Here is a 13,402-nt window from a genome sequence, read left to right as displayed (position 1 = left end):
GGCCGGCTCAGAGGATGAAGCTGAGTCGGGCGCCGGGGTCCATCGACTCCATCACCGGCACGGCCCGGCGCAGCCGGAACCGTAGCCCGTCCGGGTCGACCTTGAGCACGTGCTCGTAGCGGCCGACGTAGGTGTAGGCGCCGTTGTCGCGGTAGCGGTGGATGATGAAGTTGGCGCTGATCCAGACGGTCTCCGCGCCGGCCTCCAGCAGCAGCACGTTGGAGACCATCCGGTGGGTCCGCGAGTGCGGGTTCTCGGCGTGCGCCTTGCGGCTCTTGAGCCGCTTGACCCGGGCCTGGATCAGCTCGTAGTCGTCGGCCACGAAGTACCCGGCGGTGGTGGCGTCCCAGCCGGCCCAGTCGGTGGTCGGCACCTCCAGCCGGCCACCCGGCTCGATGAGGGTGAGCCACTCGTCGAGCCGCCACTCGTCGAGCAGTTGCGCCTCCCGGTAGAGGAACTCCTCCACCTCGGCCCGGGTCACCTCGCGCGATGCCACACTGACCACTCCCCCACGGCTCCCGGCCGTCGTCGACGACACGCTCACTTGCCCGCACCCCCCGCGGCGGGTCCGGCGGCGGGCGTACCGGCCGGCGGGTCGCCGGCCACGCTGGTGCTCGCCCCGACCTTTTCGGCCCAGCGCCGCCAGAAGCTGCGCATCGCGCCCTCGTCGATCGAGCGGCCCTGGTTGCCCTGCTTCTCGTTGGCCATGCCCCGCGACATGTCGCTCCAGTCGTGGGCGGGGTCGACCGAGTCGGCGGTCGCGGTGATGCCGCGCTGCACCGCCTCGTACGCCTCGATGTCGTCGGGGGTGGCCAGGCCGCCCGGCCCGACGAAGCTGACCATCGTCTTGATCCGCAACGCGCGGACCGACTCCGGCTCGCCGACCTCGACGAACTGCCACGCCCGCACGTCGGTGCGGTCGGCGGCGACCGGTTCGAGCTGCCGGATGGTCAGCGCCTCCAGGTCGAACAGCAGCAGGTTGGGGAAGACGAACAGGATGCGGCTGGCGTCGGCGACCTCGGCGGCGAGTTCGGGGCCGAGACGGGCCTCCAGCTCGCGGCGCTTGGCGACGGTGCGGGTCTTCTCCTCGTCGCCGAAGCGGGGCTCCCAGACCATCCCGATCCGGCCGTTGTGCCCGGTGAGCACGAGCAGCCCGTGGCCGCCGCCGAGGTCGTAGGCGTACTGGTCGTCGTCGGTGACGGCGAACCCGGTCTCGCGCAGGTAGCCGACGAAGGTGTTGTGGGTGGGGGCGAAGTGGTAGCCGTCCATCGCGTTCTCGACGGCGAGCTTCCAGTTGCCCTTCACGCTGTAGAGCTGCACGCCCGGCAGGGTGGTCATGCCGTGCTCGCCGATCTTCGCGGTCAGCGACATGTAGTGCGCGGCCGGCCCGAGGTGGGTCAGCAGGTCGGGCACGTCCGCGTCGAAGGCGACGAAGACGAAACCCTCGTGGATCTGGAGCCGGGGCACCTGGCGCAGCGCCATCGACGCCCGGAAGGCCGGGTCGTCGGGGTACGCGTCGTCGCCGGGCAGCGCGGCCAGTTCGCCGGAGTTGCTGAACGCCCAGGCGTGGTAGAAGCACTGGAAGAACTTCGTGTTGCCCTCGCTGTGCCGGCACAGCACGGTGCCCCGGTGGGTGCAGGCGTTGAAGAAGGCCCGCACCTGGCCCCCGGCGTCCCGGCAGAAGATCAGCGGTCGACCGCCGAGGGTGCGGGTCTTGAAGTCGCCCGCCTTCGGGATCTCGGTCTCGTGGCCGAGATAGAGCCAGGTGTGATTCCAGATCCGGTCGATCTCGGTCCGGAACACCTCGGGGTCACGGTACGCCGAGCGGTGCACCCGGAACCGCAGCGCCTCCCAGTCCTCGTCGATCATCGCGCCGTCACCGGTGGCACCGAGCGGACGTACCGGCGTCTGCTGCGCCATCACCTCACCGCCTTCTACGTCATGCGAGACAGCATCTCGCTACACGATGCTGCTACTCGGCCATGGCAACTGTCAAGAGCAGGGCAGACTCCGGCATCGGGTTACTCGCTGTTAATACGAATGCAACACGCAACGGTTGCTTCGCCGGTCACGATCCCCTGCATCCGACGTGGCCCGGCCGATCCGCCCGACCCCGATCGCCGGCCCTCGGACGCGGCCCGCGCATCCCGTCGCCGGCCGCCGGCCACCCGCACCGGGCCGCGCCGTCCCGTCGCACCGCCAGCCGGTGTCACCCCTTCCGGAGGATGTCATGCTCCAGCCGCACGATGGCCCGATCGGTGGAACCCACTACCTGCCGAGCACCCCCGACACCTGCCTGTGGGGCCGGTTGCCCGACCGGCGGCACGAGCCCGTGCTCCGGGTCGGCTCCGGCGAGACCGTGACCATCGACACGCTCAGCCACGAGGGCATCCTGGAGGACCAGGGCCGCGACCCGGTCGGCTTCCTCAAGCAGTTCGACGTGCCCAGCGACCAGGTGCTCACCGACGCCCGGGACCTGGCCGCCTCCGACGTCGCCCACGACTACGACGCCGACGGCCCGCACGTGGTCACCGGCCCGATCGCGGTGGCCGGGGCCGAACCCGGCGACCTGCTCCGCATCGAGGTGCTCGACCTGCTCGTCCGCGCCCCGTACGGCTTCATCAGCAGCCGGCACGGCTACGGCGCGCTGCCCGGGGAGTACCCGCTCACCCCCACCGACACCGGCCCGGACGGCGACGGCCCCCGGGAGTACGGCACCGTCAGCCACTTCACCGAGGTGATCCACCACGGCGGCCGGCTGCTCGGCACCCTGCCGTACGGCGACGGCCGGGCGGCCCGCTTCCCGCTCGCCCCCTTCCTCGGCCTGATGGGCGTCGCCGTGGACACCGACGAGCCGGTGCACTCGGTGCCGCCCGGCGCCTTCGGCGGCAACCTCGACATCAACGAGTTGCAGGTCGGCTCCACCCTCTACCTGCCGGTACAGCTACCCGGGGCGGGTTTCTACGCCGGTGACCCGCACTACGCCCAGGGCGACGGCGAGGTGGCGCTGACCGCCCTGGAGGCGCCGCTGCGGGCCACCCTGCGGCTCTCGGTGATCCCCCGGGCACAGGCCGGTGGACTGCTCGGGGCCGTCGACGGCCCGTTCGGCGAGACCGCCACCCACTGGCTGCCGGTGGGCCTGCACGCCGACCTCGACGAGGCGATGCGCCGGGCCGTCCGGGCCGCCGTCGACTTCCTCGTCCGCACCCAGGGCATGCCACCGCAGACCGCGCTGGCCTACCTGAGCGCCGCCGCCGACTTCGAGGTGAGCCAGGTCGTCGACGGGGTGAAGGGCATCCACTGCCTGATCCGCAAGGCCGACTTCCCGGCCCACTTCTGACCGGCCCGCCAACCGGCCCGTGGCGCTGCGCCGCGGGCCGGGCCGGGTCGGCGACAACCGGGGCGTGCACCGACGCGCACGGGATCGCCGCCACGCCGCTGCCCCCGACCGGGACGGGCCGGGGGCAGCGGGCGCAGCCAGCCGGAGCCGGGCCGCACCGTCGCCGACAGGCAGCATGCGACGGGCGGCAGGTTCGAGGGCTGCGGCGGCAGCCGGAACCGGGCGACGACGCACCGGGCCGGCAGGACAGGGGCGGGGTTCAGGCGGCGGTGGGCACCTCGACGCGACGGGGTGCGGCCTCCATCGCCCCCGGCCGGGTGACGGTCACCGCCGCCGCCCGGCTCGCCCACCGGGCCGCCTCGTCGATCGCCGCCCCGTCGAGCAGCGCGTCGGCCAGGGCGGCGCAGAAGGTGTCCCCGGCACCTGTCGCGTCGACCGCGTCGACCCGCTCGGCCGGGATCAGCCACTGCCGGTCGGTGGTCACCACCAGCGCGCCGTCACCGCCGAGGGTCACCACCACCGGCCCCCGGGTGCCCAGCGACCGGGCCATCGCGGCCAGCGCGTCCACCCCGGCGTCCGTCGGCGGCGCGCCGGCCAGGGCGGCCAGCTCACCCCGGTTGGGCACCAGCACGTCGACCCGGGCCAGGGTGGCCGGGTCGACCGGGCGGGCCGGTGCCGGGTTGAGCACCACCAGCCCCTCGGCCAGCCGGACCGCCTCGGCCACCACCGCCGCGTCGACCTCCTGTTGCAGCAGCACCGCCCGAGCCGACCCGAGCAGGTCACGCAGCGGGCCGAGGTGCTCGGCGGCGAGCCACATGTTCGCCCCCGAGCTGACCGCGATGGTGCTGTCACCGTCGGCGGTGACCAGCACGATCGCCTGCCCGGTGGGCCGGGGGGCGCGCAGCACCGCCTCGGTGGCCACCCCCTCGGCGGCGATCAGCCCGAGCAGCCAGTCGCCGTCGGCGTCGATGCCGACCGCGCCGACCATCGCCACCCGGCGACCCAGCCGGGCGGCGGCGACGGCCTGGTTGGCGCCCTTGCCGCCGCCGGCCCGCCGGTGGTCGGCCGCGCCGAGCACGGTCTGCCCGGGGGCCGGCAGCTCGTGCAGCGGCACCACCACGTCCACGTTGAGGCTGCCCACCACCACGATGTCGGTCATCGTCGGTCAGCCCTGCCCGGGACGCCAGGCGTGCGGCAGGAAGTCCGCCCGGGGCGGGGCGAAGACGTCCACGTTGATGCACGGGCCTTCGGTCGGTTCGATGTAGTGCTCCGCGCCGCGCGGCACCAGCAGCATCGATCCCGGCCCCATCGGGTGCGGCACGCCGTCGACGTAGTAGTTGCACCGGCCGCCGAGGATCAGCACCAGCTGGTCGAAGTCGTCGTGGTGGTGCGGGTTGAGGTCCATCCCGACGGCCAGTTCGTGCCAGGCGAAGAGGACCTCGTCGGTGGCGTACACCTTGCGGCGCACCCCGGGCCGGACGTCGGTGGCCGGGATGTCGTCCCAGTTGACCGAGGTGCGGTAGAGCTGCGGGTTGAGCATGTGAACGCGTCCCTTCTCGGGCGGGTCAGAGGGGTGCGGCGAGCCGACGCAGGCCGGTGCCGAGCAGGTGCAGGTCGGAGCCGACGACGAGATAGCGCGCATCGGTCAGGCCACAGCGGTCCAGCGCCGCGGCGGACCGCTCGGGCACCCAGCCGCCGAGGTGGGTCCCGGTGGTGCGGGCCGCGGCGGCGATGTCCCCGGTACGCCGCAGCAGCGGTCCCGGGTCGTCGGTGGTCGACAGGCCCAGGCTCACCGCCAGGTCGGTGGTCCCGACGAAGCCCACGTCCACCCCGGCCAGCAGGGCGGGCAGCGGGTCGTCGGTGGTCGCCGTCTCGATCTGGGCCACCAGTACGGGCGGGTGCCCGGCCTCCGCCGCGAGGTACCGGTCGAGGCCGTCGCCGCCGTACCCGGCCGACGGGTGCGCCAGGCTGATGCTGCGCCGCCCGTGCGGGGCGTACCGGCTGGCCGAGCGCAGCGCCTCGACGTCGGCCCGGCGGCGCACCGTCGACAGCTGGATCCCGACGGCCCCGGCCTCCAGCAGCCGGTTGACCTGGCCGGGGTCGACCGCCGGCACCCGGACCAGCGCCGGCAGGCCGGCCAGGGCGGCGAGCCGGAGCTGGTCGGTGGCGGCCCGCTCGTCCAGGCCGGAGTGCTCCAGGTCGATCACGACGAAGTCGAGTCCGGAGCGGGCGGCCAGGGCGATCACGTCGGCCCCGGGCAGCTTGACGAAGGTGCCGGCGAGCTGCCCGCCGGCATGCAGCGCCGCCCGCAGCCGGGCGCGGTGGCCGTGCACCCCGGCCGGCGGGTTCGGCTCGACGGACGTCGGCGGGGTGGGCTGGGCCGGCCCCGGCTCGCCGGCCACCGGCCCGACGGCGGACATCAGGGCCTCACGCCCCGGTGGCGAGCAGCCCGCGCCACGGCACGGTCGGCACCTGCTCACCGGCCAGCAGCACCACGCTCGGGTCCAGCCGGGGTGCGGTGATCGTGTTACCGGCGGCGTCGGGCAGCACCGCCTCCTCGGCCTCGGCCAGCACGGTGACGTGCGCCGGGCCACCCTCGACCAGGGTGCCGTAGCCCTCGGCGTCCAGGCCGGTCAGCCGGGCCGGCGCGGTCGTCACCCGGGGCACGAGCTGCTCCAGGGTCATCCCCATCGCCCGCAGCTTGGCCATGCTGGTGACCAGGTCGAACACCGGGCCGCGCCAGTTACGGGCGCTGGTGTCGGAGGTGACCACGTCGGGCAGGAAGCCCTGCTCGATCGCCGGGCGGGCGACGGCGAAGCTGAGGTTGCTCTTGCCGTGGGCGGATTCGAACAGCACCCCGCGCTCGCGGGCGGCGTGGACCTCGGGCAGCACGGTGCCGTCGTTGAGGATGCCGTACGGCTTGCCGGTGTAGCAGTGGGCCACCACGTCGCCGGGGCGCAGCAGGGGCAGGATCACCGGCAGCGGCTCCGGCGTCTCCCCGATGTGGATCATCAGCGGCAGGCCGGCCTCACCGGCGAGCGCCAGGGAACGCTTGAGCAGCGGACGCCAGTCCAACCCGACGACGTCCTCGGAGAGCCGGATCTTGAAACCGCGGACCCGGTGCGGGTTCGCCTCGGCCACCGCCAGGGCGTCCTCCGGGACCAGCGTGCCCGGGTTGATCAGCTCACCGAACCGGAAGTCGATCAGGCCGAGGACCGAGACGTTGAGGAAGTTCACCAGCCGCATCCGGGCCGGCGCGGCGACGTACTTCTCGAACGCGGCGAAGGTGGACGCGCCGACGGTGCCGGCGTCGCAGGCCGCGACGACGCCCCGGTGCAGGTGCGCCTCGTCCGGCGGCGCGCCGACCTTCGAGACCTCGGCGAAGATGTGGGTGTGCGCCTCGACCAGGCCGGGCAGCACGTACTGCCCGGCGCAGTCGACCACCCGGTCGGCGGCGGCGGCGAGGCCGGGCGCGATCCGGGCCACCCGGTCGCCGGTCACCGCGACGTCGGCGACCCGGCTGGCTCCGGTCTCACCGTCGAACACCTGGCCACCGGCCAGCACCAGGTCGTACCGCTCGGAATTCTCACTCATGACATCGGGCTCTCTGTGCGAAGCGAGTGGGTCGACGCGTCGACGGCGGCCGGCGCGGGGTGGTCCGGGCTCTCGGCACGGAACCGGGTACGCAGGGGCAGCACCCCGGCGACGGTGACCTCCACCTGGTCGCCGGGGCTCAGGAAGCAACCCCGGTCCTGACCGGTGCCGGTCGGGGTGCCGGTGAGCACCACGTCACCCGGCTCCAGCACCACGTACCGGGTGATCCAGGCGAGCAGGTCGGGCACCGGGAAGATCAGGTCGGCGGTGCTGGCCTGCTGGCGCAGCTCGCCGTTGACGGTGGTGCGTACGCCGATGGCGTCGCGGTCGGCGACCGCGCCCAGACCGAGCACGGAGGCGCCCAGTGCGCCGAACCCGGGGAAGCTCTTGGCCAGGGTGGGGTTGCCCGTGGCGGCCATCACGTCCCGGGCGGTCAGGTCGTTGGCGGCGGTGACGGCGGCCAGGTGCGCCCAGACCCGCCCGGCCGGGGTGTGGTGCATCCGCGCGCCGACGATGAGGGCGACCTCGCCCTCGTAGTCGGGCTGGCTGCTCACCGAGCCGGGCAGCGGCACGGTGTCCCCCGGGCCGGAGCCGGCGCTCGGCGACTTCAGGTACAGCACCGGCTGGGTGGGCAGGGCCCGGCCGGTGGTCCGGGCCTTGCAGTGGTAGTTCAGCCCGACGCCCCACACCGCGCGGGTGCCCGCCATCGGTGGACGCAGGTCGCCGACGAGGGTCTCCAGCGGCAGCCGGCGGCGGATGCGGGCCTCGGCGGCGGGGGCGAGCCCCCGGCCGGCGCGCAGCAGGGCGGCCACGTCCGGGGCGGGCAGGTCGAGCAGTTCGACGTCGTCGCCGGTGATCCGGCCCAGCCCGTAGCGGGTGGCGACGAGGTGCACGTCGGTGGGCGCGGGGGCGGTCATGCGGCGTCCGAGGAGTGGCCGGGGACGGTGCCGAGCGCCGGGTTGACCAGCGGGGCCAGGTTGTTGACGGCGGCGGCGGCCTCACCGAAGCCGACCGAGATCAGCCGGACCTTGCCGTCGTAGTCGGTGATGTCACCGGCGGCGAAGACCCGGGGCAGGTTGGTGCGCATCGACCGGTCCACGGCGACGTAGCGGCGGCGCATCTCCAGCCCCCAGCGCTCCATCGCGCTCAGGTCGGCGATGAAACCGAGCGCGGCGACCACCGCCTGAGCGGGCAGGGTCTGCCGGCCCTCGCCGCGCACCTCGGCGATCCGCACCGCCTCGACGGTCTGTTCCCCGTCGATCCCGCACACCTCGTACGGGGTGAGCACCCGCACGGTCGACTCGTGCAGCTGGGTGACGCTGCGTTCGTGGGCGCGGAACTGCGGTCGGCGGTGCACCAGGGTGACGCTGCTGGCGTACGGCTCCAGGGCCAGCGCCCAGTCGACGGCGGAGTCGCCGCCGCCGACCACGACGACCTCCTGGCCGGCGAGTTCCTCCAGCCGGGGGACGAAGTAGCGCAGCCCCCGACCGAGGTGGTCGCTGCCGACGGGCAGTTCGCGGGGGGTGAAGGTGCCGATGCCGGCGGTCAGCAGCACGGCCGCCGCGCGGACCTCGGTGCCGGTGTCGGTGCCGATCAGCACGTGGTCCTCGGCGCAGGTCAGCTCGATCGCGCTCTGCCCGAGCAGGAACGTCGGCTTGGCGGTGGCGGCCTGGGTGAGCAGGGCGTCGACGAGTTCCTGGCCCCGCACGGCGGGCAGCCCGGCGATGTCGTAGATCGCCTTCTCGGGGTAGAGGGCGGCGATCTGCCCGCCGGGCTCGGGCAGCGAGTCGATCACCGCCACGCTCATCCCGCGGAAGCCGGCGTAGTAGGTGGCGTAGAGGCCGGCCGGGCCGGCGCCGATGATCGCGAGATCGACCTCGTGCCGCTCGGCCATCAGCTGGCGCTTTCCGCGATGGCCGGGTGGTCGTGGCCGACCCGGCCGATCTTGCGGGCGCCGCCCGGGGTGCCGATCTCGGTGAAGAACTCGGCGTTGATCGGGCCGAACCGGGCGCGGTCGGCGGGCAGGTCGTCGAGGTGGAAGATCGAGGTGACCGGGCAGACCGGCTCGCAGCGCCCGCAGTCGACGCACTCGTCCGGGTTGATGTACATCATCCGGTCGCCCTCGTAGATGCAGTCCACCGGGCATTCCTCGACGCAGGACCGATCCTGTACGTCCACACATTCGTCGGTGACCACGTAGGTCATCGGTCCTCCTGCGGTTTGGTCGGCCGGCCGCATCCGCGCCGCAGCGGCAGGTCCGGGCGGGCAGCCGATCCGGGGTGCCGGGCCCGTTCCGCGACGTCGCCGGATGCGGGGCGATGTCGTTTGGTGTCAGGCCACGCTAGAGACCCGGCGCAGAGTATGTCAACATACGAGACGTCATCTTGAATGAAGTCACGCTGGCGAGAGGGAGCGGATGGACGACGAGGTACCGGCGCCCCTGCGCCACGCCGCCGCGCGGGCGGTCGACGAGGCCACCCTGGTCGACGCCCTGGCCGCGCTCACCGCCCAGCCCAGCCCGTACGGCCGGGAACGGGCCACCGCGCACCGGGTCGCCGACTGGGCCACCACCCGCTGGCCGGAGCTGCCCTGGCGGGTCGACCCGCTGGAGCGCACGGCAACCACGCCCGACAGCGCCAACCTGGTCGGCGGCTCCGACCTCGGCGACCACCCCGAACTGCTGATCTACTCGCACCTGGACACCTCGCTGACCGGCGGGACCGACTTCGACGCACCGATCACCGGCCGGCACACCCCCGCCCCCGCGCTGGAGTTGTCCGGCCCGGCCAACGAGGTGGTCAGCGGCTTCGGCCTCGGGGTGGCCCGGGCCGCGGCCGCCGCCGCCCTGGTCGGCTACGCCGCCGCTGCCGAGACCCTGCGGGCCGCCGGCCGGCCACACCGGCTGACCCTGCTGCTCGCCGCCACCGGCACCCACCGCGACGACCCCACCGCCGGCCCGGAGGACGGCGTCGCGCCGGCCCCCACCACCGGCGGGGTCCTGCACCACCTGCGCGGGCGGCCACGGCCGGCCGCCGCGATCGTGGCCAAGACCAGCCCACCGGGCATCCTCACCGCCGAACCGGGGGCGATGTTCCTGCGGGTACGCCTGTCCAGCGGATTCCACCCGGCGCTGTTCCGGGACACCGCCACACCCCCCGGCGGGCTGCTCGCCCACCTCGGCGTGGTGGTCGAGGCGCTGGAGGAGTTCCGCCGGGCCCACCTGGCCCAGCGGGCCGACCCGGACGCCCAGGTCGGGGCGGAACTGGGCCTGGGGGCGGTCCGCGCCGGTCAGCCGGGCAAGCCCGACCTGCTGCCCGGGGTGCTGGACCTGCACCTCTACCTGACCACGGTGCCCGGCGACGATCCGCGGCAGATCACCGACGCGCTGCGGGCCACCCTGACCCGGCGGCTGCGCAACACCCCGCTGGCCGACTGCGGGCTGGCCGTGGCCGGACATCCGGCCCACCCGGCCGCGGCCACCCCGCCCACCGCGCCGATCTGCCGGCACGCCGGCGACGCCTGGCTCGCCGCGTACGGCCGGCCGCCGGTGCCGCTGCGCGGGTGGACCGGGTCGACCGACGGGGTGGTGCTGCGCGCCCGGGGGGTGCCCACCGTGCGGCTGGGCCCGCCGGCGTTACCGCCCGATCCGGCCGACCCGCGACGGGAGCGGTACGCCCTGGCGGAACTGGTGCGTTTCGCCCGGTTGTACGCCGACATCGCGCTGCGCCACCAGCAGGCATCGACAGGCTGACGTGTCATATGCCATGATACTGTCTCACTCTGCGCACAAAGGAATCCAGATGGCGGACGATGCCCCTTCGCCGGTCAAGAGCGCTGACCCCAGCTCACCGGCGATCCAGACCGTGCAGCGCGCGGCGGTCATCCTCAACGCGTTCACGGCGGCACGTCCGCGCCTGAGCCTCAACGAACTCACCGCCAGCCTCGGCACCAGCAAGGCGACCGCGCACCGCTACACCAAGGCGCTGCGGGAGAGCAACCTGCTGCGCTACGACGAGCGGGAGGGACTCTACTCCCTCGGCCCGCAGATCCTGACCCTCTCCGCCGCCGCCCGCGCGGCGATGCCGGTGATCAGCATCGCCGGCCCGCGCATGCAGCAACTCGTCCGCGAGATCGACGAGACCGTGGTGCTCAGCGTCTGGGACGGCGACACCGCCGTGGTGGTCCGCGCCGACGACAACACCGACCGGGTCATCCGGGTCAGCGTGCGCACCGGCTCCCGGCTGTCGCGCACCGAATCCGCCCAGGGCCGGGTGTTCTGCGCCTTCCTCCCCGAGGCCGACGTGCCGGGGCTGGCCGACGAGATCGCCGCCTCCGCCGAGCTGCGCCGGGAGATCGAGAAGATCCGGCGGACCGGCATCTCGGCCAACACGCCCTCGGCCAACGGGGTCCGCAGCATCGCCGCGCCGATCTTCCGGGGCAGCACCCTGATCGCCGCGATGGCCATCGTCGGCACCACCACCTCGGTCCCCGAGGGCACCGACAGCCCGCTCGCCATCGCCCTGCAACGCGTCGCCGCCCTGGTCACCGCCGAGCTGGGCAGCGGCGGCAACGGCCACCTGCCGGTCGACGGCAACGGTCAGCGCGCCACGGCCGGCGGCAACGGTCACCGCTGACGTCGGCGGGCCGCCGGGGCCTCAGCCCGCGCCGAGCGCCTCGGACAACTCCCGGGCCACCAACCGCAGACTGTCCGCCGCGGCGGCCTCCACCGCGCCCGACAGCGCCGTGCTGGTGCCCAGCACCGCCAGGGCGGCCACCACCTGGGTCCGCTCGAACACCGGCGCGGCCAGCACGCGTACCCCGAAATCCTCCGGAGAGTTGACCGCGAAACCGTCCCGGCGGACCTGTTCGACGACGGCCCGCAGGCCCGCCGACAGCCGCAACTGGCGGGCCACGGCGGGCGCCTCGGCGGCCGACAGGTAGGCGCAGAAGACCCGGCCCTGCGCCGAGCGGAGCAGATCCAACGGCGAGCCGGTGCGCACACTGAGCCGCACGTCGCCGCTGGTGTTGTCCATGCAGCGGACCACCGTCGGCGCCTCACCGTTCCACACGCTGAGCACCGAGGTCTGGTTGGTAAGCCGGGTGAGCCGGTCCAGGTGCGGCTCGGCGGCGGTGACGATGGGCAGCGCCGCGCGGGCGGCGGCCTCCATCGCCAGCACCTGCGGGCCCAGCGTGTAGGTGGCGGTGGCCGTGTCGAAACGCAGCAGGTTGGCCGCCCGCAGCGCGCGGGCGTACCGGTGCGCGGTGGCCCGGCTGATGGCCAGGTCGGCGGTCAGCTCGGCCAGGGTGAGCCGGGGCCGCTCCACGGAGAACGCCTGGAGGATGGTGGCGGCCCGCTGCACGGTCTGGATCGCCGGCGCGTCACCGGCCGACTCGTCGACTCCGCCCGTCACCGCGTCACCTCGCACTCGCCGTCCACCGAAAGGCGAACTCTACCGAGCACGGGCCGGATCCGGCGACACGGACACCACCGCCCGCCGGATCCGGAAGCCGGCTACGCCGGGCCGCCCGCCCCCGAACCGGGGACGGGCGGCGGATCGGGTGCTCCCGCGAGCTGACGGTGCACCTCGCCGCTGTCCCAGTAGTCGACCCGGTGGGCGATCAGGCCGTCGGCGTCGACCCGGAACCGGAACACGCCACGGATGCGCACCGGGGCCCGGCCGGCCGAGGCCAGCCGGAACGACATCCGGTACGCCACCGCCGCCCGGTCGGCGTCGGCGAGCAGTTCCTCCACCTCGTAGCGCAGGTCGACGAACTCGGCCAGGAAGCCGTCGAGCCGGGCCCGGTAGCGGGCCCGGCCGACCACCGTCCGGCCGAGGGCGGCGGTGTGCTCGTTGACGAAGTCGGCGCTCACGCAGCCGGCCACGGCATCGGCGTCGTGGGCGTTCAGCGCCGCCAGGTACCGCTGCACGGCGGCGCGGGTGGACGCTGCGGTCAGCTCCCCCACCGACGCCGCACGGTGTCGAAGACCTGCTGGTCGTGGGAGATCTCGATGACGTTGCCGTCGGGGTCCTTCAGCGCGCAGATGTAGCCGACCGGCGGCGGCATCTGGCGCGGCTCCCAGTGCAGGCAGCCCAGCTCGCGGGCCCGCCCGGCGATCTCGTCGACGTCCGAACGCTGCGGCACCTCGATGCCGATGTGCGCGAACGGGTGCAGCAGGCCGAGCTGGCCGCCCTTGTCCTTGTTGAAGGAGACGAGCACCAGCACGAACGGGGTCTCGACCTGCTTGTCGTTGGAGAGCCAGACGCTCTCGCCGTCGGCGTCGGCGAACCGCTCCACGACCACCAGCGGGGTGAGCGTGGTGTAGAACGAGATCGCCTTGTCGAGGTCGCCGGTAGGCAACGCCACATGCGTCCATCGGGCTTGGGTCAGGCCGGTCGCCACTGTTACCTCCACCGTACCGAAATGTCCATCACTATCGCGTCCACCAGCCTATTCACCGCTCGACGG

At 73.9% G+C, this 13,402-nt stretch carries 15 protein-coding genes; 3 read left to right on the top strand and 12 right to left on the bottom strand.

What is annotated here, in order from left to right; translation table 11 throughout:
- Nucleotides 1–7: 7 nt before the first annotated feature.
- Both ACN260_RS10670 and ACN260_RS10665 read right to left on the bottom strand, forming a co-directional pair.
- Nucleotides 8–496, bottom strand: a complete 489-nt coding sequence (locus tag ACN260_RS10670; protein ID WP_158224284.1) for an aromatic-ring-hydroxylating dioxygenase subunit beta — start codon at nt 494–496, stop codon at nt 8–10.
- Between the two features lie 44 nt (nt 497–540).
- Nucleotides 541–1,920, bottom strand: a complete 1,380-nt coding sequence (locus ACN260_RS10665; RefSeq protein WP_422755799.1) for an aromatic ring-hydroxylating oxygenase subunit alpha — start codon at nt 1,918–1,920, stop codon at nt 541–543.
- Nucleotides 1,921–2,230: 310 nt separating this feature from the next.
- Here ACN260_RS10665 and ACN260_RS10660 point away from each other — a divergent pair, with 310 nt between their 5' ends.
- Nucleotides 2,231–3,340, top strand: a complete 1,110-nt coding sequence (locus tag ACN260_RS10660; protein WP_422755798.1) for an acetamidase/formamidase family protein — start codon at nt 2,231–2,233, stop codon at nt 3,338–3,340.
- 259 nt (nt 3,341–3,599) lie between these two features.
- On the opposite strand, the gene ACN260_RS10655 is transcribed toward ACN260_RS10660, so the two are convergent.
- Genes ACN260_RS10655 through fdxA form a run of 7 tightly spaced genes read right to left on the bottom strand, consistent with a single transcriptional unit; the run spans nt 3,600 to nt 9,139 of the window.
- A complete protein-coding gene (locus ACN260_RS10655; protein WP_422755797.1) occupies nt 3,600–4,499 on the bottom strand; it encodes a ribokinase in 900 nt (299 codons plus the stop codon).
- 6 nt (nt 4,500–4,505) lie between these two features.
- Complete coding sequence (locus tag ACN260_RS10650; protein WP_088647236.1) at nt 4,506–4,880, bottom strand: cupin domain-containing protein; 375 nt, start codon at nt 4,878–4,880, stop codon at nt 4,506–4,508.
- A gap of 25 nt (nt 4,881–4,905) precedes the next feature.
- Entirely contained in the window at nt 4,906–5,760 is an 855-nt protein-coding gene (locus tag ACN260_RS10645; protein ID WP_422755796.1) for an HpcH/HpaI aldolase family protein, read from the bottom strand.
- 7 nt (nt 5,761–5,767) lie between these two features.
- Complete coding sequence (locus ACN260_RS10640; protein ID WP_422755795.1) at nt 5,768–6,934, bottom strand: hypothetical protein; 1,167 nt, start codon at nt 6,932–6,934, stop codon at nt 5,768–5,770.
- Nucleotides 6,931–7,851, bottom strand: a complete 921-nt coding sequence (locus ACN260_RS10635; RefSeq protein WP_422755794.1) for a fumarylacetoacetate hydrolase family protein — start codon at nt 7,849–7,851, stop codon at nt 6,931–6,933. Before ACN260_RS10635 ends, ACN260_RS10640 begins: the two co-directional genes overlap by 4 nt.
- Entirely contained in the window at nt 7,848–8,828 is a 981-nt protein-coding gene (locus ACN260_RS10630; RefSeq protein WP_422755793.1) for an NAD(P)/FAD-dependent oxidoreductase, read from the bottom strand. Before ACN260_RS10630 ends, ACN260_RS10635 begins: the two co-directional genes overlap by 4 nt.
- Nucleotides 8,828–9,139: a ferredoxin gene (fdxA, locus tag ACN260_RS10625; protein ID WP_088647241.1), complete on the bottom strand. Its 312-nt coding sequence runs from the start codon at nt 9,137–9,139 to the stop codon at nt 8,828–8,830. Before fdxA ends, ACN260_RS10630 begins: the two co-directional genes overlap by 1 nt.
- A 211-nt stretch (nt 9,140–9,350) precedes the next feature.
- Between fdxA and ACN260_RS10620 the strand changes: the two genes are divergently transcribed.
- Both ACN260_RS10620 and ACN260_RS10615 read left to right on the top strand, forming a co-directional pair.
- Nucleotides 9,351–10,685, top strand: coding sequence for a hypothetical protein (locus ACN260_RS10620; RefSeq protein ID WP_422755792.1), 1,335 nt, complete (start codon nt 9,351–9,353; stop codon nt 10,683–10,685).
- A 49-nt stretch (nt 10,686–10,734) separates the two neighbouring features.
- Entirely contained in the window at nt 10,735–11,568 is an 834-nt protein-coding gene (locus ACN260_RS10615) for an IclR family transcriptional regulator (protein ID WP_422755791.1), read from the top strand.
- Between the two features lie 21 nt (nt 11,569–11,589).
- On the opposite strand, the gene ACN260_RS10610 is transcribed toward ACN260_RS10615, so the two are convergent.
- The 3 genes from ACN260_RS10610 to ACN260_RS10600 form a co-directional block, all read right to left on the bottom strand.
- Complete coding sequence (locus tag ACN260_RS10610) at nt 11,590–12,345, bottom strand: IclR family transcriptional regulator (protein ID WP_158224267.1); 756 nt, start codon at nt 12,343–12,345, stop codon at nt 11,590–11,592.
- 101 nt (nt 12,346–12,446) lie between these two features.
- A complete protein-coding gene (locus tag ACN260_RS10605) occupies nt 12,447–12,899 on the bottom strand; it encodes a nuclear transport factor 2 family protein (RefSeq protein ID WP_422755790.1) in 453 nt (150 codons plus the stop codon).
- Nucleotides 12,887–13,300 carry a VOC family protein gene (locus ACN260_RS10600; RefSeq protein WP_240762839.1) on the bottom strand — a complete coding sequence of 138 codons (414 nt, stop codon included), beginning with the start codon at nt 13,298–13,300 and terminating at the stop codon, nt 12,887–12,889. The genes ACN260_RS10605 and ACN260_RS10600 overlap by 13 nt, the downstream gene beginning before the upstream one ends.
- Nucleotides 13,301–13,402 lie beyond the last annotated feature (102 nt).

It is taken from the genome of Micromonospora sp. WMMD708 (genome assembly GCF_049315245.1).
GTDB lineage: Bacteria > Actinomycetota > Actinomycetes > Mycobacteriales > Micromonosporaceae > Micromonospora > Micromonospora wenchangensis.
Note: the sequence above shows the minus strand (reverse complement) of the source record. Positions and strands in the feature narration are given on the sequence as shown.

What these genes read in the sequence shown, in the direction of transcription:
- ACN260_RS10620 (WP_422755792.1), top strand. Translation starts at nt 9,351, where the DNA reads ATGGACGACGAGGTACCGGCGCCCCTGCGCCACGCCGCCGCGCGGGCG.
- ACN260_RS10655 (WP_422755797.1), bottom strand. Translation starts at nt 4,499, where the DNA reads ATGACCGACATCGTGGTGGTGGGCAGCCTCAACGTGGACGTGGTGGTG.
- ACN260_RS10615 (WP_422755791.1), top strand. Translation starts at nt 10,735, where the DNA reads ATGGCGGACGATGCCCCTTCGCCGGTCAAGAGCGCTGACCCCAGCTCA.
- ACN260_RS10650 (WP_088647236.1), bottom strand. Translation starts at nt 4,880, where the DNA reads ATGCTCAACCCGCAGCTCTACCGCACCTCGGTCAACTGGGACGACATC.
- ACN260_RS10645 (WP_422755796.1), bottom strand. Translation starts at nt 5,760, where the DNA reads ATGTCCGCCGTCGGGCCGGTGGCCGGCGAGCCGGGGCCGGCCCAGCCC.
- ACN260_RS10640 (WP_422755795.1), bottom strand. Translation starts at nt 6,934, where the DNA reads ATGAGTGAGAATTCCGAGCGGTACGACCTGGTGCTGGCCGGTGGCCAG.
- ACN260_RS10635 (WP_422755794.1), bottom strand. Translation starts at nt 7,851, where the DNA reads ATGACCGCCCCCGCGCCCACCGACGTGCACCTCGTCGCCACCCGCTAC.
- ACN260_RS10630 (WP_422755793.1), bottom strand. Translation starts at nt 8,828, where the DNA reads ATGGCCGAGCGGCACGAGGTCGATCTCGCGATCATCGGCGCCGGCCCG.
- ACN260_RS10660 (WP_422755798.1), top strand. Translation starts at nt 2,231, where the DNA reads ATGCTCCAGCCGCACGATGGCCCGATCGGTGGAACCCACTACCTGCCG.
- fdxA (WP_088647241.1), bottom strand. Translation starts at nt 9,139, where the DNA reads ATGACCTACGTGGTCACCGACGAATGTGTGGACGTACAGGATCGGTCC.
- ACN260_RS10665 (WP_422755799.1), bottom strand. Translation starts at nt 1,920, where the DNA reads ATGGCGCAGCAGACGCCGGTACGTCCGCTCGGTGCCACCGGTGACGGC.